Origin of the sequence: Sphingomonas sp. HMP9, from assembly GCF_013374115.1 — a bacterium.
Lineage (GTDB): Bacteria > Pseudomonadota > Alphaproteobacteria > Sphingomonadales > Sphingomonadaceae > Sphingomonas.
In genome coordinates, this window is the sequence record NZ_AP022673.1 from 3,881,509 (window position 1) to 3,904,523 (window position 23,015).

General features: G+C 66.7%; 18 protein-coding genes. 11 read left to right on the forward strand and 7 right to left on the reverse strand.

The features are described from left to right. The first annotated feature begins 11 nt into the window (after positions 1-11). The 3 genes from ftsZ (at position 12) to HMP09_RS17655 (ending at position 5,303) form a co-directional block, all read left to right on the forward strand. The gene (gene ftsZ, locus HMP09_RS17645) at positions 12-1,589 is read left to right on the forward strand and encodes a cell division protein FtsZ (RefSeq protein WP_176501415.1); all 1,578 of its coding nucleotides are present in this window, start codon (positions 12-14) and stop codon (positions 1,587-1,589) included. A gap of 352 nt (positions 1,590-1,941) precedes the next feature. Continuing rightward, positions 1,942-4,122 carry a tetratricopeptide repeat protein gene (locus HMP09_RS17650; protein ID WP_232090461.1) on the forward strand — a complete coding sequence of 727 codons (2,181 nt, stop codon included), beginning with the start codon at positions 1,942-1,944 and terminating at the stop codon, positions 4,120-4,122. Further along, a complete protein-coding gene (locus HMP09_RS17655; RefSeq protein ID WP_176501416.1) occupies positions 4,119-5,303 on the forward strand; it encodes a deoxyguanosinetriphosphate triphosphohydrolase in 1,185 nt (394 codons plus the stop codon). The genes HMP09_RS17650 and HMP09_RS17655 overlap by 4 nt, the downstream gene beginning before the upstream one ends. A gap of 120 nt (positions 5,304-5,423) precedes the next feature. On the opposite strand, the gene HMP09_RS17660 is transcribed toward HMP09_RS17655, so the two are convergent. Continuing rightward, positions 5,424-5,717, reverse strand: a complete 294-nt coding sequence (locus HMP09_RS17660) for a hypothetical protein (protein ID WP_176501417.1) — start codon at positions 5,715-5,717, stop codon at positions 5,424-5,426. Positions 5,718-5,967: 250 nt separating this feature from the next. Between HMP09_RS17660 and HMP09_RS17665 the strand changes: the two genes are divergently transcribed. The 4 genes from HMP09_RS17665 (at position 5,968) to HMP09_RS17680 (ending at position 11,919) form a co-directional block, all read left to right on the forward strand. After that, positions 5,968-7,506 (forward strand): DUF1800 domain-containing protein, encoded by a 1,539-nt coding sequence (locus tag HMP09_RS17665; RefSeq protein WP_176501418.1) that lies wholly within the window; start codon positions 5,968-5,970, stop codon positions 7,504-7,506. A gap of 2 nt (positions 7,507-7,508) precedes the next feature. Beyond that, entirely contained in the window at positions 7,509-8,663 is a 1,155-nt protein-coding gene (locus HMP09_RS17670; protein ID WP_176501419.1) for a DUF1501 domain-containing protein, read from the forward strand. An 812-nt stretch (positions 8,664-9,475) separates the two neighbouring features. Next, complete coding sequence (gene argS, locus HMP09_RS17675) at positions 9,476-11,200, forward strand: arginine--tRNA ligase (RefSeq protein ID WP_176501420.1); 1,725 nt, start codon at positions 9,476-9,478, stop codon at positions 11,198-11,200. Continuing rightward, positions 11,200-11,919 carry an SPOR domain-containing protein gene (locus tag HMP09_RS17680; RefSeq protein ID WP_176501421.1) on the forward strand — a complete coding sequence of 240 codons (720 nt, stop codon included), beginning with the start codon at positions 11,200-11,202 and terminating at the stop codon, positions 11,917-11,919. Before argS ends, HMP09_RS17680 begins: the two co-directional genes overlap by 1 nt. Before the next feature lie 424 nt (positions 11,920-12,343). Here the strand turns inward: HMP09_RS17680 and HMP09_RS17685 are convergent, their stop codons facing one another. Then, positions 12,344-12,613 (reverse strand): hypothetical protein, encoded by a 270-nt coding sequence (locus HMP09_RS17685; RefSeq protein WP_176501422.1) that lies wholly within the window; start codon positions 12,611-12,613, stop codon positions 12,344-12,346. A 276-nt stretch (positions 12,614-12,889) separates the two neighbouring features. Here HMP09_RS17685 and HMP09_RS17690 point away from each other — a divergent pair, with 276 nt between their 5' ends. Together HMP09_RS17690 and HMP09_RS17695 are read left to right on the forward strand one after the other, a co-directional pair. Further along, positions 12,890-15,202, forward strand: coding sequence for a ribonuclease R family protein (locus tag HMP09_RS17690; protein ID WP_176501423.1), 2,313 nt, complete (start codon positions 12,890-12,892; stop codon positions 15,200-15,202). 51 nt (positions 15,203-15,253) lie between these two features. After that, positions 15,254-15,550, forward strand: coding sequence for a hypothetical protein (locus tag HMP09_RS17695; RefSeq protein ID WP_176501424.1), 297 nt, complete (start codon positions 15,254-15,256; stop codon positions 15,548-15,550). Between the two features lie 45 nt (positions 15,551-15,595). Here the strand turns inward: HMP09_RS17695 and HMP09_RS17700 are convergent, their stop codons facing one another. After that, on the reverse strand, positions 15,596-16,753 hold the full coding sequence (locus tag HMP09_RS17700; protein ID WP_176501425.1) for a saccharopine dehydrogenase family protein: 1,158 nt from the start codon (positions 16,751-16,753) through the stop codon (positions 15,596-15,598). Positions 16,754-16,853: 100 nt separating this feature from the next. On the opposite strand from HMP09_RS17700, the gene HMP09_RS17705 reads away from it, so the two are divergent. Then, positions 16,854-17,189: a TfoX/Sxy family protein gene (locus tag HMP09_RS17705; RefSeq protein WP_176501426.1), complete on the forward strand. Its 336-nt coding sequence runs from the start codon at positions 16,854-16,856 to the stop codon at positions 17,187-17,189. On the opposite strand, the gene HMP09_RS17710 is transcribed toward HMP09_RS17705, so the two are convergent. Further along, the gene (locus tag HMP09_RS17710; protein ID WP_176501427.1) at positions 17,173-18,948 is read right to left on the reverse strand and encodes an ABC transporter transmembrane domain-containing protein; all 1,776 of its coding nucleotides are present in this window, start codon (positions 18,946-18,948) and stop codon (positions 17,173-17,175) included. The two genes, HMP09_RS17705 and HMP09_RS17710, sit on opposite strands and share 17 nt — an antisense overlap. A gap of 167 nt (positions 18,949-19,115) precedes the next feature. Here HMP09_RS17710 and HMP09_RS17715 point away from each other — a divergent pair, with 167 nt between their 5' ends. Then, on the forward strand, positions 19,116-20,348 hold the full coding sequence (locus tag HMP09_RS17715) for a polyhydroxyalkanoate depolymerase (RefSeq protein ID WP_176501428.1): 1,233 nt from the start codon (positions 19,116-19,118) through the stop codon (positions 20,346-20,348). A 42-nt stretch (positions 20,349-20,390) separates the two neighbouring features. On the opposite strand, the gene HMP09_RS17720 is transcribed toward HMP09_RS17715, so the two are convergent. From HMP09_RS17720 to HMP09_RS17730, 3 genes are all read right to left on the reverse strand, one after another. Then, a complete protein-coding gene (locus tag HMP09_RS17720; RefSeq protein WP_176501429.1) occupies positions 20,391-20,873 on the reverse strand; it encodes a pyridoxamine 5'-phosphate oxidase family protein in 483 nt (160 codons plus the stop codon). A 412-nt stretch (positions 20,874-21,285) separates the two neighbouring features. Then, positions 21,286-22,464, reverse strand: coding sequence for an acetyl-CoA C-acyltransferase (locus tag HMP09_RS17725; protein WP_176501430.1), 1,179 nt, complete (start codon positions 22,462-22,464; stop codon positions 21,286-21,288). 51 nt (positions 22,465-22,515) lie between these two features. After that, positions 22,516-22,950 (reverse strand): MaoC family dehydratase, encoded by a 435-nt coding sequence (locus HMP09_RS17730; RefSeq protein WP_176501872.1) that lies wholly within the window; start codon positions 22,948-22,950, stop codon positions 22,516-22,518. Between the last annotated feature and the right edge of the window lie 65 nt (positions 22,951-23,015).

A 23,015-nucleotide genomic window follows, 5' to 3' on the forward strand; every position in this document is an offset into this window, starting at 1 on the left:
GGAGAACGGCGATGAGCATCGAATTCCTTAGTCCCGAAGTGGACGATCTGGCCCCCCGCATCGCGGTGATCGGCGTCGGCGGCGCAGGCGGCAACGCGATCGCCAACATGATGCGGGCCGACGTCCAGGGCGTCGACTTCCTCGTGGCGAACACCGACGCGCAGGCGTTGAAGCAGTCGACCGCGCCGCAGCGAATCCAGCTGGGCACCAAGATCACGCAGGGTCTCGGCGCCGGTTCGCGTCCCGAGATCGGCCGTGCGGCTGCCGAGGAGACGATCGACCAGCTCGCCAAGATGCTCGAAGGCGCGCACATGTGCTTCATCACCGCCGGCATGGGCGGCGGCACGGGCACGGGCGCGGCACCGGTCATCGCCAAGGCGGCGCGTGACATGGGCATCCTGACGGTCGGCGTCGTGACCAAGCCGTTCGCGTTCGAGGGCAACCGTCGCGCCAAGTCGGCCGAGGGCGGCATCGACGAACTGCAGAAGTATGTCGACACGCTGATCGTCATTCCGAACCAGAACCTGTTCCTCATCGCCAACGCGAACACGACCTTCAAGGAAGCGTTCACGATGGCGGACGAGGTGCTCCAGCAGGGCGTCCGCAGCATCACCGACCTGATGGTGATGCCGGGCCTCATCAACCTCGATTTCGCCGACGTCCGATCGGTGATGCAGGAGATGGGCAAGGCGATGATGGGCACCGGCGAGGCGAGCGGCGACAACCGCGCGCTCGAGGCTGCGCAGAAGGCGATCTCGAACCCGCTGCTCGAAGGCGTCAGCATGCGCGGCGCCAAGGGCGTCATCATCTCGATCACCGGCGGCGACGACATGCGCCTGCTCGAAGTCGACGAAGCCGCCAATCACATTCGCGACCTGGTCGATCCCGATGCCAATATCATCTGGGGCTCGGCGTTCAACCAGGAGCTCGAAGGCAAGATCCGCGTCTCGGTCGTCGCGACCGGGATCGACGCCGATGCGCGTCCGCCCGAGACTGCGCCCGAGCCGACGCGCTCGTTCAGCTTCGGATCGCGCAAGACCGACGAGAATACGTCGTTCCGTCCGAGCGAGCCTGCCGCGTCGTCGGCGGCGCCCGCCGCGTCCTCCGCTGATGAAGAGCCGCTCGACCTGAACGCGTCGTCGGAAGTCGAGCCGTCGTCGTCCAAGTCCGATGACGAACTGGTGCTCGGTGCAGAGACGATCGTGCCGCAGGCCGCACCTGCGCCCGCCGCCCCGGCACCGCAGCCGGCGCCCGCGCCGCGTACCTATGGCGAAGAGCCCTATGGTCGCGGTCCGATCGCCCGTCCGGCGTCGGCATCGACCGTGCCACCGTCGCGCGCGCCCATCGCGCCTGCGGTTCCGGTACCGACCCCGGCGGCCGACGAAGGTGGCGCCCGTCGTCGCTGGCTCGCTCCGGGTGCCGAGGCTGCGCCCGAGGCCGTACCCGCTGCACCACGCGTGAAGCTTGGCGGCACGTTGTTCGAGCGCATGTCGAATGCGGCACGCGGCGCTGCGAAGGAAGACGGCGAAGCAGCCCCCCAGGACCCGCTCGACATCCCGCGCTTCCTGCACCGGCAGAACAACCAGTAAGTCTGGGCGCCGTTCTCTCGGTCTGTCGGGAGAACGGCTGGGCCAAACGGATTGGTGGATGTATCGTTCTCCAACATCGCCTCCCCGGCGAAGGCCGGGGCCCAGTTGGCAAGGTTGATGTAACGGAGCGCTTTCCATCGTTATTTCCGTGCGCCAACTGGACCCCGGCCTCCGCCGGGGAGGCGGCGTTTCAGCAGGAACGCTGTTTCAAGATCACATATGTCGAATCCGCAGATCGTAACCCTCGCCCGTTGCATGCTCCTTGGCGCTTTATTCGTCGCCGCTCGGGCCCAGTTCGCCGCGCGCCTGCGTCGGAGACATTGCCGGTTCGCTCGAGCTGGGGTCTAGACAGATGATCCTCATGACCCGGTCCTCGCATCATCTCCTGACCGCCGCGCTGGCCCTCGTGCTCGCGGCCGTGCCATCCGCCGCGTCCGCGCAGGCCGTCGTCCAGGCGATCCCGGGAACGACCGATGCGGACAGGCTCGGCGACGTCATGCGCCAGCTCGCCAGCAACCCCCGCAACGTCGACGCGCTGATCAAGGCCGGCGATCTGTCGATGGGGCTGGGCGATCTCAGCGGTGCCGCAGCCTTGTTCGCGCGCGCCGAAAAGGTGAACCCGCGCGATGGTCGGGCGAAGGCGGGGATGGCGTCCATCCTTGTCCGGTCGGAACGTCCGGGCGAGGCGCTGCGCTATTATGCGCAGGCGGAAGGCCTCGGCCTCGACCCCCGCAATTTCGCCGCGGATCGCGGTCTCGCTTATGACCTGATCGGCCAGCAGGATCGGGCGCAGCGCGATTACCGCGTCGCGCTGCGCGATGCGCCCGATGACGAGACCATCAGGCGCTATGCGCTGTCGCTCGGCATTTCGGGAAAGCCGGAGCTCGCGATTCAGCAACTCAACCCGCTGCTGCTCAAGAGCGATCGCGGTGCTTGGCGTTCGCGCGCGTTCATCATCGCGATGAACGGCGACGTCGCAGGAGCCGAGAAGATCGCGACCACGATGATGCCCGCCGGTACCGCGCAAGGCCTGCAACCCTTCTTCCGGCGCCTGCCGAGCCTGCCCGCGAGCGACCGCGCGTTCGCGGTACATTTCGGCGAAGTCCATGCAACGCCCGCGCGGCTGGCGGATGCGCGGATGGCACCGCCGCTCGGCATCCTCGCCGCGGACCCGACCGCACCGGTGATGTTGGCCGCGGTGACGCCGCAACCGACCGTCGCCGCGACTACGGGCAAGAAGGATAAGCGCGATCGGCGCGCCAAGCCCGACCGAGTCCAGATGGCGGCGGTAACGCGCGCGCCCTCCACGCCGGTGCCCGCGCCGATGTCGGGAGCGATCCCGACGACGACCACACCGCGTACGACGACGAGCGTCCCCGCTCCAACTACGTACACAGCGCCCGTCCAGCTCGCGGCAGCGCCCATGCAGATGGTCCAGCCGCTTCCGGCCCGCACGGCCCAGCCTGCTCCGCAGCCAAGCTATCCTGCACCGACGGTCGCAGTCCAAGGTGCCCGTATCAACCCGGCGGCGGAAGCGAACTCGGTGGTCGCGGCGACCATCCCGTCGAGTACAGCGTCGGTACCAGCGGCATCGGTCGCGCGTGTGCTACCCGCACCGTCGACGGTGGGAACGCTTCCCCAGAGCGTAACCACGCAGATGGCGGCGATCCCGGCGGGACAGCCGCGGATCGATCCCACGCGCGCGGCCAATGCGCTCGCGGCGTCGGCGTCGGCGTCGCCTGTTTCTTCGGGTTCGGTACAGCCGAGTCCGATTCAGCAGGTCCCGCTGCAGCAATATGCGCCGGTCCAGAGCGCCAGCACGGCAACGCCGACGCCCGGCTTCACCAGTTCGTCCACGCCTGCGCCGGTGGCCCCGACTGCGGTCGCCGCCGTAGCGCCCCGGACCCACGCAGTCGCGGTGAGCGAGGACTCGATCCTCGCGCGGATCGTCGCGGGCCTGTCGATCCCCGCGTCCGAGCTCGACGTCGCGCCGATGCATCCGGTGCCGGTCGTGACGCCCGCCGCGCTACCGGTCTCGGACGATGCCGAGCGCGTGCTCGCCGAGGCGAAGGCCAAGACCGAGCGCGATGCGGCCGCAAAGGCCATCGCGGCGGACAAGAAGGCGGCGCTCGACAAGAAGGCGGCCGCGCGCAAAGCCATCGCCGACAAGAAGGCGCTCGCCGAGAAGAAGGCCGCCGCCGCCGAGAAGCTCGCCACCGACAAGGCCGCCGCCGAGGAAAAGCGGATCGCCCGCGCCAATCCCGAGCGGATCTGGGTCCAGGTGTCGACCGGCGCCACCGAGGGCGACCTGCCCAAGGCGTGGAAGAAGGCCAAGGCCAAGGCACCGACCGCATTCGGCAGCCGCGCCGGCTGGACCGCGCCGTGGAAGGCAACCAACCGCGTCCTCGCCGGACCGTTCAAGACCGATGCGGAGGCGCGCACCTTCGTCAATCAGCTCGCCAAGGACGGCGTCCCGACGTTCACCTTCACCAGCGATGCGGGTGAGATCATCACGAAGTTGCCGGCGAAGTGAGTTACCGCGCGCCTTGGGCATCGGACCCGGCGCGCAGCAAAGGACGGCTTCACGAGGAACAGAACGGGTCCACGCGGGGGCCGCGCGATGCGTTTCAACGCGACCGCGACCGGATCATCCACTCGATCAGCTTCCGTCGCCTGCGTCACAAGACCCAAGTCTTCATGGCGCCCGACGGCGATCATTTCCGCGTCCGCCTCACGCACAGCCTTGAGGTGGCGCAGATCGGCCGGACGATCGCGCGGACCCTGGCCTTGAACGAAGACCTGACCGAGGCACTGTGCCTCGCGCACGACATCGGCCATCCGCCGTTCGGCCATGCCGGCGAGGATGCGCTGAAGGCCGCGCTGATGCCGTCGGTCGAGGACGGCGGGCAGGGCGGGTTCGATCACAACGGCCACACGCTGCGCACCTTGATGACGATCGAGCGGCCCTATCCGATGTGGAACGGGCTGAACCTCACTTGGGAAACGCTCGAAGGCCTGGCCAAGCATAACGGCCCGGTGCGGCACCCGGGCTGGGCGCTTGCCATCGCCGACGCGGAATATCCGCTCGCGCTCACCAGCTTCTCATCGCTTGAGGCGCAGGTTGCAGCGATCGCCGACGACATCGCCTATGACAATCACGATATCGACGACGGTCTGCGCGCCGGACTGTTGACGCTCGATCAGATGCTGGCGGTGCCGCTGGTCGCGCGCGGCTGGGACGACGTGCGCCGCCGCTTCCCCGACGTCGCGCCGAAGCGTCTGGTCGGCGAACTCGTCCGCACGCAGATCGGGACGATGGTCAACGACCTCATCGCCGAGACCCGCCGGCGGATCGCGGCGAGCGGCGTCGCCAGCGTCGACGACGTCCGCGCCGCCGGGCAATGCCTGGTCGGCTTCTCCCCCGAGATGCGCGACGCGGAGCGCGACCTGAAGCGCTTCATGTACGCCAACCTCTACCATCATCCGCGGCAATTGGCGGCAGCGGACGCGGCGCACGGCATCGTCTCCGGGCTGTTCGCGGTATATCGCGATGATCCCTCAACGATTCCCGAGGAATGGCGCGAGCGGCTACCATCGGACGACCCCGATCGCAGCCGGCACATTGCCGACTTCATCGCCGGCATGACCGACCGGTACGCCGTATCCCGCTACCGCGAGCTGGTCGGCCCGATCGACCTGCCTGAAGGGTTCTGAGGCCAATGTAGCGCGATCCTCCCCCGCCAGGGGGAGGATCGCCAAGCTTTCCGGACCAAACGCAAAACGGCGGCCGGACCGAAGCCCGACCGCCGCTGCATTCACCAAAAGCCGTTTAGCTTAGCGCGTAACCGAAGCGATGCCGCCGGCAGCGCCGCTGGCCTCTGCGGTCTTGAACGCCACCGGAACGCCGCCCGACACACCCGAGACGCGGTTGCCGCGGACGATCAGGTGGAACTTCTGGCCCGACGGATACCGACGACCGTCGATGACCTGGCGGCCACCGTCCTGCGTCGAGGTATAGACGTACGTGCTGCCCTCATGGACGAAGCTCTGCTTCGCGTCGGCGGCCATGCCGATCGTCGAGGTAAGGGCGGCTGCGGCGGCGGCGATGATCTTGATGGTCGTGCGCATGATCGTATCTCCCGAAGTGCGTGGAGCCGGATCACGTCGTCACCCAACTCTCGAGCCAGAGAAATATTGCGGTGCAGCATCAGTTGCAATTGCAAACCTATCCGTCGCGATTGCACGCACTGCATCGACGATCCCGATCCTCGGCGCGCCGGACCTCAGCGACCAACGGCTGCGCGCATGCGACGAGCGGAGCGCGTGACATACTTCCACGACAATTGATGCGTACAACCGTCAGCGAAGGAGAAGTGTCGTGTCTGCTTCCAGTATCGCGCTCAATCGGTTCGGTCTCGGCGCAAGGCCTGGTGATGCCGTTGCCGGTGATCCCGCGAAGTGGGTGTTGGCGCAGTGCGAACGGTTCAAGTCGCGCCCGGCGGTAGTCGCCAATGCCCCCTCGACCGCTGGCATTTCGGTAGGGCTCGTTGCCTATTATGCGCAGGAAAAGGCGATCAGGGCGCAGTTCGGGCCGCGCATGCCGAAAGCCCCAGCCGGTATGGACGCGAAACCGGATGTCGCTGCCCCGACGATGTCCGGCGCGATGAGTCCCGGGCCTTTGGCGCCCGGCGCGTCGCCGGCGATGGCCCAGCCCCCCGCCATGCCGGGCGCGATCGATCCGGGCACGGCCGCGCGACAGGAGGCGCGACAGGCGATCGGCAAGCAAAGTCGCAACGATTACGGTGCGGCGGTCGCGGCGCGGACGATGGCGGCGCTGACCGGCGACGCGCCGTTCGTCGAGCGGCTCGTCCATTTCTGGGCGAACCATTTCGCGGTCTCTACCGAAAAGTTCGAGGTGACGGCGCTCGCCGGGCCGATGGAATTCGAGGCGATCCGCCCGCACGTGCTTGGCAATTTCGGTGACATGCTGAACGCGGTCGAGCGGCATCCGGCGATGCTGCTCTACCTCGACCAGGCGGTGTCGATCGGCCCGGATAGTCCGTTCGCCGTACGCAAGACCAGGCGGCGGACCGGACTGAACGAAAATCTCGCGCGTGAGATCATGGAGTTGCACACGCTCGGCGTTCGCAGCGGCTACAGCCAGGCCGACGTGACGGAATTCGCACGCGCGATGACCGGCTGGACGGTCGCGGGCATCGGCCGCGGCCCCGGCGCGCGTATCCAGGATGATTCGCGCGCGGGGGCGTTCCTGTTCCTCGACGACGTCCACCAGCCCGGCGATCGGACGGTCATGGGCAAGCTCTACCCCGCAGCGGGGGAGGCGCAGGCGCAGGCGGTGCTGTCCGATCTCGCGGTCCATCCGGCGACCGCAACCCACATCGCCACCAAGCTCGCGCGGCATTTTGCCGGCGATACCCCGCCCCCGGCGATGGTCGCGCGGCTGAAGACGGCCTTCCTCAAATCGGGCGGCGACCTGCCGACGGTCTACCGCGCGCTCGTCGCGTCGCCCGAGGCATGGGTGGCGCAGCCCGTGAAGTTCAAGTCGCCTTGGGAATGGTATGTTTCGACCCAGCGGGCGCTTGGCACGACGACGGTCCAGCCCGGCGTGACGGTGGGGATGATGAACCAGCTCGGCCAGCCGATATGGCAGCCGGGCCAGCCGATCGGCTATGACGACGTCGCCGCCGCCTGGGCCGGGCCCGACGCGATCATGCGACGGGTCGAGGCAGCGGAGCGGTTCGCGGCACGCGCCGGCCCGGTCGATGCGCGGGCGTTGGCGCCGACGCTGTTCCCCGCCTCGATCAGCCCCTTGACCGCGCAGGGCCTCGCGCGCGCGGAAAGCCCGGCACAGGCGCTCGCGCTGTTGCTCGTCGCCCCCGAATCGATCCGGAGATAGTCATGCTCGACCGTCGTTCCTTTCTCTCGACCGGTACGCTCGGCGTGCTGGCGTCCGCCTTCGCCCCGCGTATCGCTTTCGCGCGCGCGGCGACCGACAAGCGGTTCGTGTTCGTCATCCAGCGCGGGGCGGCCGACGGTCTCGGCATGATCGGCGCAGTTGGCGATCCGGCCTTCGCAGGCGTGCGCGGCGATCTTGCGACGGACTTCGCCACGGGTACGAAGCTCGACGGCATGTTCGCGCTGCATCCGGCAATGACCGCGAGCGCCGGTCTCTACAAACAGGGTCAGGCGCTGTTCGCACATGCGATCGCGTCGCCCTACCGCGACCGCTCACATTTTGACGGCCAGAACGTGCTCGAGACGGGGGGCGCGAGTGCGTACCAGGTACGCGACGGCTGGCTCAATCGACTGCTCGGCGTGCTGCCTGTTGAGGAGGCGCGCGCGATTGCGGTGGCGGCGACCGTGCCCATGGCCTTGCGGGGGCTGCGCGAGGTGGCGTCCTATGCCCCGTCGAACCTGCCCGACGCGTCGGACGACCTGCTGCAACGCGTCGCGATGCTGTATGACGGCGACCAGCAACTCCACGGCCTGTGGAGCGAGGCGATGGCCACACGCCAGCTCACCAGCGATCTCGCGCAGGACGGCGGGCGCAACGCGGCCGCGACCGGTGCGCTCGCCGCGCGCTTGCTCAAGCCCGACACCGGCGCGCGGATCGCGATGATCGAGACGGGCGGCTGGGATACGCATACCGGCCAGCGCGGGCGCCTGACCGCGCAGTTGAAGGGCCTCGATGCGATGGTCGCCTCGCTTCAGGCGGGGCTGGGGCCGTTATGGGCGGACACCATGGTGCTGGTCGCGACCGAGTTCGGACGAACCGTCGCGGTCAACGGCACCGGCGGCACCGATCACGGCACGGGCACCGCGGCGATGCTGTTCGGCGGCGGCGTGAAGGGCGGGCGTGTGGTATCCGACTGGCCCGGCCTCGCACCCGCCGCTCTGTACGAGGCGCGCGATCTCAAACCGACGATGCAGCTCGACGCGTTCATCGGCGGTGCGGTATCGTCCCACTTCGGTGTGGAACCAGCCCGCGCCATGGCCGCGCTGTTCCCTGCGAGCGCGAAGACTGCGGCGATCGACGGCCTGGTGCGGGTCTAGGGGAGGCGGGCAGCGTAGCCGCTATCCCGCTTGGTTTCACCGGCCTAGCCGAACCCGTCACCACACCCGTCATCCTGACGAAAGTCAGGACCCAGAGTACCAACCGCCGCCTCCAGTAACCCTGGATCCTGACTTTCGTCAGGATGACGAAAAGTAGCGAGTATAATCTCGGGAGGCCGTACCCGCTCGCCCAAGATCAACGGTGCCGCGCCGACAAACGTCGACACCGAAGTCGACCCTCACGCACGCTTCACCACACCCGTCATCCTGACGAAAGTCAGGACCCAGAGTACCAGTCGCCGCCCCCAGTAACCGTGGGTCCTGACTTTCTTCAGGATGACAAAGAGTAACGAAGTATCATCCCAATAGGCAGTACCGTTCGCTCACAGTCCTGGGAGCCTCGCCCACCCGCGCCGCCCTCGCCGCCGCCCACACGCGCACCCCACCCGTCATCCTGACGAAAGTCAGGATTCAGAGTACCAGGCGCTGTCCCCCGTACCCCTGGATCCCTGCTCAGAATGGCAGCGAGTGGCGGGTTATGCGCGAGATCTGTCCGGGCCTCCTGTTCCCTCGCGCATGCTGGTGGCCAGGATCTGGGCGGTGGACGTGGTTCAGCTGGGCCCCCGCGTCCGCGGGGGAACAGCCAGAGCGTATCCCTGTGACGGATAAGGCATACCGGATAAGGCATAGCGGATAAGGCGTGACGGATAAGCCCGCGCGCCCCCTAACGACCATCCCGCCAACGGGATTAAAATTGAGCGCCGCGCCGCGATGGTCTAGAGCGCGCGTTTCCTTGACGTACCGGGACTGCCATGACGCTCTACACCCGTTTCGCCGCGCATATCGATGCGGCGCTCGACACGCTGACCGCGGCGGGCACGCTGCCGGCCGGGCTCGATCGCAAGAACGTCACGGTCGAGCCGCCGCGCGACACCAGCCACGGCGATCTCGCGACCAACGCCGCCATGGTGCTCGCCAAGCCTGCCAAGACCAATCCGCGTGTGCTGGCCGACGCATTGGTCGTCGAACTGTCGAAGCTCGAGGACGTCGCCTCGGCGAGCGTCGCAGGCCCCGGCTTCATCAACATGAAGCTCACCGACGACGCCTGGCGGGCCGAACTGGCCGCGATCCCGGCGGGGGGCGCCGATTACGGTCGCTCGAAGCAGGGCGACGGGATTACCGTCAACATCGAGTATGTGTCGGCCAACCCGACCGGCCCGATGCACATGGGCCATTGCCGCGGCGCGGTCGTCGGGGATGCGCTTGCCAGCCTGCTCGAGTTCGCCGGCCACAAGGTGATCCGCGAATATTACGTCAACGATGCCGGTGGTCAGGTCGACGTGCTCGCGCGCTCGGTCCACCTGCGCTACCGCGAGGCGCTCGGCGAGACCGTCGAGATCCCCGAGGGCCTGTACCCCGGCGACTATCTCGTCCCCGTCGGCCAGTCGCTCGCAACCGAGTTCGGCGATCGCTACGTTGGCGCGCCGGAGAGCGAATGGCTGGTCACCTTCCGCACGCAGGCGGTCGCCGCGATGATGGTCATGATCCGCGCCGATCTCGCGCTGCTCGGGATCGAGCACGAGGTGTTCGCGTCGGAAGCCGAGCTTCAGGCTGCGAAAAAGCCCGAGGCTGCCGAGGCAGAACTGCGGTCGCGCGATCTCGTCTATGACGGCGTGCTCGAGGCGCCGAAGGGCGAGACGCCTGACGATTGGGAGCCGGTCGAGCTGCCGCTGTTCCGCTCGTCGCAGTTCGGCGACGATCAGGATCGTCCGATCAAGAAGTCGAACGGGTCCTGGACCTATTTCGGCGCCGATCTCGCCTATCATTTCCAGAAGAGCCAGAGCGCGGATCAGCTGATCGACATCTGGGGTGCGGACCATGGTGGCACGGTCAAGCGGATCGTTGCGGCAGTGGCGGCGCTGACCGGCGGCAAGACGCGGTTCGACGTCAAGCTCGTCCAGATGGTCCGGCTGCTGCGCAACGGCGAGCCGGTGAAGATGTCGAAGCGCTCGGGCAATTTCGTCACGCTCGCCGACGTCGTGCGCGAAGTCGGCAAGGACGTGGTGCGCTTCACGATGTTGACGCGCCGGTCCGATGCCCAGATGGATTTCGACTTTGCGAAGGTGGTCGAGGCGTCGAAGGACAATCCGGTGTTCTACGTCCAATATGCGCACGCGCGTATCGCGTCGCTGCATCGGCGTGCGGAGGAGGCGGGGATCACGCCGATCTCGGCCGACCTGTCCCGGCTTGATACGGACGAGCTGGCGCTGGTGCAGCTCGCGGCACAGTTTCCGCGGCTCGTCGAGATCGCGTCGACGGCGCGCGAGCCGCACAGAATTGCGTTCTATCTCTACGACTTGGCAGCGGCTTTCCATGCGTTGTGGAATGTCGGCAACGACCGTCCCGATCGTCGTTTCCTCGTGATCGAGGATCCGCAGGCGACCGCGGCACGGCTTTTCCTGGCGTCCGCGATAGGGCAGATCATCCGCAACGGCCTCGCGATCATGGGCGTTGAGGCGGTTTCGGAGATGAAGTGATGGCCAACGACATGGATCTGCGCGAAGAAGACCGGCTTCCCTGGCTCGAAACCGTCGAGCCGGACGAACAGGACACGGTCGGCATCGGCCGCGTCATCGCGCTGGTCGTGCTCGGGCTTGCGGTGCTCGCAGCGATCATCTTCGGCATCTACAAGCTTCAGCAGCGGGCGCCCACGGGCGATGGCCAGCTGATCGCTGCGCCGGAGGGTGACTACAAGGTCAAGCCTGATGACGCTGGCGGCTTGAAGGTCAAGGGCGAGGGCGATTCGGCGATCGCGACCAGCGCGGGCAAATCGGGCAACGGCGCGATCGACCTGCGCGGCGTGCCCGAGGCTCCGGTGGTGGGCAAGCGCGCGACGGCCCTCAAGACGGATGACGCGGCGGGGCGCAACGCGGTCGCGCAGGTGCCCGCATCGGGTGGTCGGCTTGTCGCCGCGGCACCGTTGACGTCATCGAAGCAAAACGATGCTGGAACGACAACCGGTGGTTCGCTGGTCCAGCTGGGGGCTTATCCGAGCGAGGCGGTCGCCAACGCGGCATGGACGAATTTCTCGAAGCGGTTCGCCTATATCGGCGCGCTCGGCAAGTCGGTGCAGCCGGTCGCGACGGGTGGCCGCACGCTGTATCGGTTGCGCGTGAATGCGGGCAGCGCGAACCAAGCGGCGGATATCTGCGGTCGGTTGCGGGTCGCAGGCGAGACTTGCTTCGTCGCGAGCTGACCGTATGTCTCTCGACCGGTAGCGGCTCGGTCGGGCCGGTCGAGCCAGCCAGCGCGGATCAATCTTCGTCGATCTAAGCTGCGCTGGGCGAGCAGCACCTGTCGCTCTGGATCATTTAGCAATATACCCCATCGAGACAAAGGCAGCCTGTCTCCGCAAAGGTAAGAGATCGACGCTCCCGCCATCGGAAGGGCGTTGACTGACGCGGGCTGCAATCTCGTCGTCGGTACGTCGGAGCAAGCCTCGGGAGCCGCGCCTTCTAGGACCGCACCCCTTCTGACGTTGCATCGCCGATCATCGTCGACGGTATGACGCGTGCACGGTCGGATAAGCTGCAACTACACAGGTTTATCCCAAATGGCGGAACGCTTCATAAACGCGACCGGCGCTCCGTCCTCATCCACTGGCCTGTCTTAGCTACGAACTAAATCGAGCGACGATGCTTCCCGCCATATTTACGGCCGATATAGTCGCCGATCTGCGCGACTTCGGTTGCTGCAGCGCGCGCGCCGTCCTTCTGGCAGGGAAGCGGATCGCTGTCGTGATTGGCAACCCGTGCCTGAACCTTGTCGCACAGCTCTTCGATATCGGCGCGCGACAGGACGTTCTTCTCGCGAAGCAGGCAAATCAGGCTCTGCAGGATCACGAGGTTCTTGTCCTCCGGATCCGCTTCGAGCTTCAGGGGCGTTGCCATGATCTCTCTCCTAGAATGTTTTCAACAGACTATGCCGATCTGGCCCCGTTGCAACTGCTAAAGTGCAAATGGCATACTGATTGCTGGAAATGCGGAGCGATGACGTGCCATAGCGATGAGGTTCACGGAAATCCTGCATACCCTATCGGTCATATGATGTCGCATCGGTAGGCAAGTGGGATGCCTGGACTGTCTTCGGGTCTGGATAAGATATGCGCTCTTGGGACGGCGCGGTTGCGGGGTGACGGAACGGGTCGGCGTGCTTATCTCTGTGCCATGTACAAACCAAAAGCCGGTCTTCCGACGCGCGAGCAGATCCTCGACTTCATCGCCACCTCCGACGTGCCCGCGGGCAAACGCGAGATCGCCAAGGGCTTCGGGCTCAGCGCGCAGGACAAGATCGGGATGAAGGCGCTGCTGAAAGACATGGCCGACGAGGGGCTGATCGACAGCGCCCCCGGTCGCGCGTTCCACAAGATGGGCGGCATCCCCAAGGTCACGGTGCTGCGGATCGCCGATGTCGACGATGGCGGCAACGTCTGGGCGGTGCCCGAGCGCTGGGAGGCGGAAGGCGTGCCACCGCCGCGGCTGCGCGTGCGCGAACGCAAGCGCGGCGCGCTGGGTGTCGGCGAGCGTATCCTGGCGCGCACCGAGGAGGCCGGGAACGGCTGGATCGCGCATCCGATGAAGGTGCTCGCGCCGGCCTCCGAACAGGTGCTCGGCGTGTTGCGCGAAGACGGTGGGCGGCTCTGGCTGACCGGCGTCGACAAGCGCGAGCGGCGCGAGTTCGCAGTCGCCGATGCGGGCGGTGCGGCGCCGGGTGATTTGGTGCTGGCCGAGCTTGCGGGCAAGCCGCCGAAAATCGCCGCGCGTGTCGTCTCGAAATTGGGCGATCCGTTTGCAGCGCGCAGCTTCTCGCTGATCGCGATCCACAAGCTGGGTATTCCCGACGTCTTCTCGCAAGAGGCGCTCGACGAGGCGGAGCGTGTGTCGAAACTGCCGCTGGGGGAGGGGCGCGAGGATCTGCGCAATGTGCTGATCGTCGCGATCGATCCCGAGGATGCGCGCGATCACGACGATGCGGTGTGGGCGGAGGCGGACGACGATCCCGCCAATGCGGGCGGCTGGAAGGCGATCGTCGCGATCGCCGATGTCAGCTTCTACGTCCGGCCGAAATCGGAGGTCGATCGCGAGGCGCGGCGGCGCGGGAACTCGGTGTATTTCCCCGACCGGGTCGTGCCGATGCTGCCCGAGATCCTGTCGGCGGAGGTGTGTTCGCTGAAGGAAGGCGCGGATCGCGCGGCGCTGGCCTGCCATCTGCGGATCGGCAAGGATGGCGCGCTGCTGTCGTGGCGCTTCACGCGCGCGGTGGTGCGGATCGCGGCGAACCTGGCCTATGAAGAGGCGCAGGCGATCATCGACGCATCCTCCCCTCCCGCTTTGCGGGAGGGGTCGGGGGAGGGCGGTGCCTCGCTCGATGCAGCCGAGAGTCCGGAAGCCCCTCCCCCAACCCCTCCCGTAAACGGGAGGGGAGACATGTTGGCCGTGCTGCGCCCCCTCTGGGCGTGCTGGCACGCGCTGGCGAAGGCGCGCGATGCGCGGGCGCCGCTCGATCTCGATTTACCCGAGCGCCGGGTGGTGCTCGACGAGCAGGGGCGGATCATGTCGGTTTCGCCGCGCGAACGGCTCGACGCGCACCGGCTGATCGAGGATTACATGATCGCCGCCAACGTCGCCGCCGCCAAGGCGCTCGAGGCGAAGAAGGCGCCGGTGATGTACCGCATCCACGAGCCGCCGAGCCGCGAGAAGATGATGGCGCTCAAGGAGTATCTCGAGACGTTCGACGTGCCGTTCGCGCTGGGGCAGGTCGTCCGGCCGGCGACGTTCAACCACATCATCGAGCGGATCGGCGATGCCGATTTCCGTCCGCAGGTGATGGAGCAGATTCTCCGCACGCAGACCCAGGCTTATTATGCGCCCGGCAACCATGGGCATTTCGGGCTCAGCCTGGGGAGTTACGCGCACTTCACCTCGCCGATCCGGCGCTATGCGGATCTGCTCGTGCACCGGTCGCTGGTGTCCGCCTACGGCCTGGGCGAGGGCGGGTTGCCGGCGGACGACGCGGCCAACATGGAGTCGGTCGGCGAGATCATCAGCCGGCTCGAGCGCCGCGCTATGGAGGCCGAGCGCGACACCACCGATCGCTATGTCGCGGCGTTCCTGTCGGAGCGAGTCGGGCAGGTGATGGATGTCAGGATAACCGGGGTCACCAATTTCGGCTTCTTCGCGACGGTCGAGGGGATTGGCGGCGACGGGCTGATGCCGGTCCGCGATCTGGGCGGCGAGTATTTCCGCTTCGACGAGGTCGCGCGGACGCTGACCGGCGAGCATAGCGGCGACGTCTTCGCGCAGGGCCAGACGCTGGAACTGCGGCTCGCGGAGGCGAACCCCGTGTCAGGGGCGCTGCGCTTCGAGATGCCCGAGGGGAAGGGGGCCGCTCCTCCGATGCGCGGCGGGCGCAAGCCGGTGCGCGAGATCAAGCATCGCGGGCGACCCATGAACATCCGTCACAAGGGCAAGCGCCGTTAGGATTTGGACAAGCTCCCCGCGCTATGCGACCCTGGCGCAGGGGAGACTGGCATGCGGGGATATATTCTAGGCCGGTCGCGGCGGCGGATCGTCAGCGATTTCGTCGCGGCGAAGGCGACGGCGGCGGATCGTGCGATCGCCTATGAGGCGGACGATGTCGGCACGTTCCGTCGTCTGTGCAGCTATGGCGCGATCGTCGAGGATGGCGCGGGTCGCTATCATCTCGATGCGCGCAAGCTCAGCGCGTTTCGCGGGGCGGTGCGCCGGCGGGCGGCGGCGATCGCGGCCGCATCTGGCGTCGTGGCGAGTGCTGCGGCGGCAGCGACGGTGTTCGCGCTGGCGGAGTGATCGGGTTTTCCGGTCGGGCCCGCCCGCCGGTATCCGTTGCGCGGATCACCCGACCGTGAAAGTCAGTCCCGCCTTTGCCACGAGGCGATCGCGCAGTTTCGTGCCCATCAGCGCACCTGGCGTCCAGATACCGCCATCGCCCTGCACATCCTGCACGAGACACAAGGCCGCCTCCGCGATCATCTTGCTTGTCGAGCCATAGCCCGGATCGCGGTCCCCCGTGACGACCGCGTCGATCCGCGCGCCATCGGGCATGATGCCGACGAACAGCAGGTCGTAATGTCCCGCGTCACGGTCTTCCTTCGACGGACCCTCACCGGGTTTGGGGCCCTTGTCGCCCGCGAACGGATTGAACTTTGCGATGGCTTCGGCCGCCATCTTGCCCATGTCGCCGAGCCCCGCGACCATCATCTCGTCATAGACGAAGTCCGCGCCATACGCCTCGCCGAGCAGGAAGTTTGTGCGGTGGACGTTCTTGGTGTTGATCGGCGCCATCACGAACGGCGCGACCCACGTCGAGAGCGTTGTGTCATATTCGGGGAGCAGCCCGGTCGGCTGGTGCGGGCCCTGGAAGCCCGGGGTGAGCGCGAACGGGCTGGTCAGCAGCTTGACGATGCCGGGATCGCGCGCGGCGGCGGCGAGCGTCGCCTTGAGGCTGGCCGCGGTGCCGCCCGAGAACGTCCCCTGCATTTTTCGCACGCGACCTTTCACGCGGGGCGCGGGGATGCCGTATTTGGCTTTTGCCGCGTCCTGCAGCGTCAGCACGCCGAGATCGAAGGGGATGCTGTCGAACCCGCAGGAGAAGACGATGCGCGCGCCGGTGCGCGTCGCCTCGCCTTCATGCGCGTCGATCATGTGGCGCATCCAGGCGGGCTCGCCGCACAGATCGACATATCCGGTGCCGGTCGCGGCGCAGGCGGCGACGAGCGCGCTGCCGTAGAGCTGGTAGGGGCCGACGGTCGAGATGACGACGGTGGCGCGCTCGGCCATCACGCGGAGGCTGGCGGGATCGTCCGAGTCGGCGGTGACGAGCGGCGTGTCGGCGGGTGCACCGATCAGGTCGCGCACTTCCTGAAGCTTCGCCAGGGAGCGGCCGGCCATCGCCCAGCGGACCCCGCTCGGATAGGTCTGCGTCAGATATTCGGCGACCAGCCGGCCGGTAAAGCCCGTCGCGCCATAGATGACGATGTCGAAGTCGCGCATATCCGCCTCCTGTTTGCGCCGGTTCTGCGCTCCCGCTCAGGGCATCGCAAGCGAAACGCAGTGACTCGCCAAGGCCGCATGGATCTGCGAGCATCGCCCGATGGCATCCGATCGCAAAACAGTCGCGTTCATCGTCGAGCAGCTCGCGGCGGCGGGCGACGTCTCGGCAAAGCCGATGTTCGGCGAATATGGCGTCTATTGCGACGGCAGGATGGTGGCGCTGGTCTGCGACGATCAGCTGTTCGTCAAGCCGACCCCCGGTGGCCGCGCATTCGCAGGGACGATCGACGAGGCGCCGCCCTATCCGGGCGCGAAACCCTGCCTGCTGGTCGATGCCGATCGCTGGGATGACGCGGACTGGCTTGCCGAACTTGTCCGGATCTCGGCGGCGGAACTGCCGCTGCCCAAACCCAAAAAGGCTAAGCCGCCTCGTTGAACTGCAGGCTGGCGAGCCGCGCGTAGAGCCCGCTGTTCGTCATCAGCGAGCCGTGCGAGCCCTCCTCGACGATCTGCCCGTCGTTCATCACGATGATCCGTTCGGCGGCGCGGACGGTGGCGAGGCGGTGCGTGATGACCAGCGTGGTGCGGTTCGCCATCAGCCGCTCGAGCGCCTCCTGCACCAGCCGCTCGCTCTCGGCGTCGAGCGCGCTGGTCGCCTCGTCGAGCAGCAGGATCGGCGCATCGCGGAGCAGCGCGCGCGCGATCGTCACGCGCTGGCGCTGGCCGCCCGACAGGCGCGCGCCGCCCTCGCCGAGGAAGGTGTCGAGCCCCTCGGGCAGCTTGCGCAGGAATTCGGCCGCGTTGGCGGCCTCGGCGGCGGCCCAGAGCTGGTCATCGGTCGCGGTCCAGTCGCCGTAGCGCAGATTGTCGCGCGCCGACGCGCCGAAGATGATCGTCTCCTGCGGGACCATCGCGATCCGCGCACGCACCGCGGCGGGATCGGCGTCGCGCAGGTCGACGCCGTCGAGCGTCACGCGGCCCGCATCGGGATCGTAGAAGCGCTGGACGAGCTGGAACAACGTCGTCTTGCCCGCACCCGAAGGCCCGACGACCGCGACCGTCTCGCCCGGCTTGATGTCGAGCGAGAAGCCGTTGAGCGCGGCGACGTCGCGGCGGGTCGGGTAATGGAACTGCACGTTTTCGAACGCGAGCGCGCCGCGCGGTGGCAGGGGGAGCGCGACCGGGATGGCCGGGGCGGCGATCTCGGGCGTCTCGCGCAGCAGTTCGGACAGTCGCCCGGCGGCACCCGCGCCGCGCAGCAGGTCGCCGTAAACTTCGGTCAGCGCGCCAAACGCGCCCGCGACGATCCCGCCGGTCAGCACGAACGCGGCGATCGCGCCACCGCTGATCCGCCCGGCCGCGACGTCGATCGCGCCTTCCCACAGGACGAGCGTGATCGATCCGAAGACCAGCCCGATGACGATCGCGGTCATCACCGCGCGCAGCAGGATCCGCGCGCGGGCCGCCGCGAAGGTCGCGCCGACCGCATCGGCGAACCGGATCGCCTCGCGGTCTTCCTGTCCGAACGCCTGCACGACCTTCATCGCGCCGAGCGTCTCGGTCGCGATCGAACCGACATCGGCTACCCGGTCCTGCGAGGTGCGCGAGTAATTGCGGACGCGTTTGCCGAGCAGCGCGATCGGCAGGATGATCAGCGGGATGCCGATCATTAGCAGCCCGGCGAGCTTCGGCGAGATCGCGAACAGATAAATCAGCCCGCCGATCCCGGTGAAGGTGTTGCGCAGCGCGATCGACACGGTGCTGCCGACGACTTGTTCGATCAGCGCGGTATCCGAGGTCAGCCGCGAGGCGATTTCGGACGGGCGATTCTCCTCGAAAAAGCGCGGCGTCAGGCGGAGCAGGTGGCGTTGCACGTTGGTGCGGATGTCCGCGACGACGCGCTCGCCGAGCCACGAGACGTAATAGAAGCGCACCGCAGTCGCCAGCGCTAGCACGACGACGATCATCAGCAGATAGTGGAACGACGTGCCGACCGACCCGATGGCGCCGGGGCCGAAGCCGCGATCGATCACGCGTTTGAAGCCGTAGGGGATGCCGATCGTTGCGGCTGACGTCATCATCAGCGCAAGGCCGGCGAACGCGATCTGGCGCGGATAGTTGGCGGCGTGACGCCACACCATCGCGAGATCGCCGATCCGGCGGGACGTCTTCTCTTCGGGGTTCGGCTTGGCCATGCGGCACCGCGTAGCAGCCGTGGGGGTGGCGCTCAACGACAACCGCCGATGCCATGTGCGGCGCCTGTGGGGATGGCTGGCCTTGCGCAATAGGGAGAGCCACGCGTTGCACTGCGGCGCTTTTGCGTTACGACCGTTATCGCCTATATAGAGGCGAAGGATACCGCATGCTCTACGATGCTTACGAATTCCAACGGTCGATGATGTCAGGTGCCAGCAAACTGGCGAGTTTCGGCGCGGAAATGCTCAACAACCCGGCAAACCCATTCTCCTATTTAGGGGGCGGGGCGGTGATCGGATCGGCGCTGGAGGTGTTCGCACACGCGAATGCGACTCGCGGAAAGCCGGCGTTCGGGCTCGACCGGACGGTGATCGACGGGCGTGACGTCGCGGTGTGCGAAGAGATCGTGCTGCGGAAGGATTTCGGCCAGCTGAAGCGGTTCGTGCGTGACGGCGTCGAGGGCGGCCCCAAGCTGCTGATCGTCGCGCCGATGTCGGGCCATTATGCCACGCTGCTGCGCGGGACGGTCGAGCGGATGCTCCCGTTCGCGGACGTCTACATCACCGACTGGCGCGATGCGCGCAGCGTGCCGCTGTCGGCGGGCCGTTTCGATCTCGACGATTATGTCGATTACCTCATCGCGTTCCTCGAGCAGGTTGGCGCGAACGAAGGGCAGGGCGGCACGCATATGCTCGCGGTCTGCCAGCCGTCGGTGCCCTGCTACGCCGCGGCGGCCCTGATGAGCGCGGACAAGAATCCGTGCCGGCCCAAGACGCTGACACTGATGGGCGGTCCCGTCGACACGCGTGAGGCGCCGACCGCGGTCAACACGCTGGCGACCGAGCGGCCGCACGCCTGGTTCGAGCAGAACGTGATCGCGACGGTGCCGGGCAATTATCCCGGCGCTGGGCGCAAGGTGTATCCCGGGTTCCTGCAGCTCGCCGGGTTCATGTCGATGAATCTGGGCAACCACATGGTCTCGCATTGGGAGATGTATAAGCATCTCGTCCAGGGCGACGATGCGAGCGCGTCGCAGAGCCAGGATTTCTATGAGGAATATCGCTCGGTCTGCGACATGACTGCGGAATTCTATCTCCAGACGATCGATGTGGTCTTCCAGACCCACGCACTGCCGCGCGGCATCCTGACGCATCGGGGTCGGCTGGTGGATCCTGCAGCGATCACCGACATCGGGCTGCTGGCGATCGAAGGCGAGCGTGACGATATTTCAGGTCTGGGCCAGACCAAGGCTGCGTTGACGCTCGCGACGGCATTGCCGGATGCGAAGAAGCGGTATCTGATCGCGGAAGGCGCGGGGCACTACGGCATCTTCAACGGATCGCTCTGGCGCGACAAGATCGCGCCGGTAGTGGAAGAGTCCATCACCGCGAACGGGTGATGATTATGGGCAGCCCCAATCGCGGGGCTGCCCATAATCAGGTTAGGCGACCGAGTCGACGACTGCGTGGCTGCTCGACTCGTCCGAGCGGATCGTGCCGCCGAACAGCATCTTCAGGCGACCACCGATCGAGATGTCCGTCTCCCACAGCTCGGCGCTGTCGATGTCGAAGCGCAGCAGCGTGAGGTTGGGGTCTTCCTTACCGCCCGGAAACCATGCCTCGACCTGGTTGTTCCAGAGCTTGTCGATCTGCGTGCGGTCGTTCGACGTCGAAACGTCGCCCGACATGCAGGCGAAGAAATCATGGCCCTTGCCGACGAACTGCGCCATCGCCGTGCCACCCTTGGCGATGCGGTTGTCGCGACCGGCGAAGAAGAACAGCGTATTGGGCTGATCGTCGTCGATCTGCGCGGTCATCGGCTCGGAATGCTGACCATCCTCGAGGCCGATCATTACGAACGGGCTCGACTTCAGCTTGTCGATGAACTTCGCTGCGATTTCCTGCGGGGTATCCTTGTCGGCCATCGTCATTCTCCTATGGGCTTGGATTGCCTGTGAGAACGGGTGGGGCGGGCGTTGGTTGCGCGCTCTCGGCCGAACCGCGTCTTGTAGAGAGCCTCTCTGCACTACGGGCTCGTTGTCGATATCAGCTATGCCAGGAATACCGGCCTTGGCGGTAATCATGCCGTCAACCGAAGGGAGATAGCATGACCTTTGCAGATACGTGTCTATTCCTCGGCGTGCTGATTGCCTTTGCGACGCTGGTCGTAAAGGTGATCGAAACGGCGCGTAAGAGGTAAGCACGCGGGCGGGGCTCGGTCTGCAAGCCGAGCCCCAAACGATTAGAGCCCCAGTCGCTGCAACGACTGAGGCTCATCGAAAGGAGTAGACAACCTTTGTAGCGTCTAATTACGCCTGCTTGAAGCGAATTTCAAGTTTACAGGACTTCGAACAACCCTGCCGCGCCCATGCCGCCGCCGACGCACATCGTAACCACGACATACTTCGCGCCGCGGCGCTTGCCTTCGATCAGCGCGTGGCCGGTCGCACGGGCCCCGGTCATGCCGTAGGGGTGGCCGATCGAGATCGCGCCGCCGCTGACGTTGAGCCGCTCGTCGGGGATGCCGAGTTTGTCGCGGCAGTAGAGCACCTGTACCGCGAATGCCTCGTTCAGCTCCCACAGGCCGATATCGTCCATCTTGAGGCCGAAGCGCTTGAGCAGCTTGGGGATCGCGACGACCGGGCCGATCCCCATCTCGTCGGGCTCGGTGCCGCCGACCGCGATGCCGACATAGCGACCGAGCGGCTGGAGACCGCGCTGCGAGGCGATCTTCTCCTCCATCAGCACCGACGACGACGAGCCGTCCGACAGCTGCGACGCGTTGCCCGCGGTGATCGTGAAATCGGGGCCCATCACGGGTTTCAGCGACTGGAGACCCTCGAGCGTGGTGTCGGCGCGATTGCCCTCGTCCTTGGCGATCGTCACGTCCTTGTAGGTGACCTCCTTGGTCTCCTTGTTGACGATCGCCATGTTGGCCTCGACCGCGACGATCTCCGCGTCGAAATAGCCCGCGGCCTGCGCGGCGGCGGTGCGCTGCTGCGACTGGAGCGCATAAGCGTCCATCGCGTCGCGGCTGATGCCATAGCGCTTGGCGACGACCTCGGCGGTCTGCAGCATCGGCATGTAGACGTCCTTGTGCATCGCGATCAGCTGGGGATCGGGGGCAACGCGCATCTGCGGGGTCTGGACGAGGCTGATGCTCTCGACGCCGCCGCCGATCGTGATATCCATATTGTCGGTGATGATCTGCTTGGCAGCAGTGGCGATCGCCATCAGCCCGCTGGCGCACTGGCGGTCGACGGACATGCCCGACACGGTGACGGGAAGCCCCGCGCGGAGCAGCGAGGTGCGCGCGATGTTGCCGGCCTGGTGACCCTGCTGGAGCGCACAGCCAAAGACAACGTCGTCAACTTCGGCGCCATCGATGCCGGCGCGCTCGACTGCGGCCTTTATCGAATGCGCGGCGAGCGTGGGGGCGGGGGTGTTGTTGAAGCCGCCGCGATAGGCACGGCCGATGGCGGTGCGGGCGGTGGACACGATGACGGCTGAACGCATGGGTATATCCTTTTCTGCTGCCCTCCCGCTCGCGGGAGGGGAATCGGTAAATCAAACGAAGATCTGGCTGATCCATTCGGCGATCAGGGCGGGTTTCTCCTGGCCCTCGATCTCGACGGAGAAGGCGTTGGTCTGCTGCCACTGGCCGGGGCGCTTTTCGTCGAACGACAACAGCTTGAACCGGCCGCGTACGTTGGAGCCCGATCGGACCGGGGATAGGAAGCGGACCGAGTTGCCGCCGTAATTGACGCCCATCTTGGCACCCTCGATCGTCGGCGCGTCCGGCACCTTCGACGAGAGCAACGGCATCAGCGACAGCGTCAGGAAGCCGTGCGCGATCGTGCCGCCGAACGGAGTCTGTGCCGCGCGAACCGGATCGATGTGGATGAACTGGTGGTCGCCGGTCGCGTCGGCGAATGTGTCGATCATCGCTTGCGTGACCTCGACCCAGTCGGAAACCGTCTCGGTGCCGATGCGCTGTTGCATCTGCGCGGTGGTGATCGTCGCCACGGCATTCCCCTCAAAGCTCATTTGGCGCTAAGCGCTGAAAT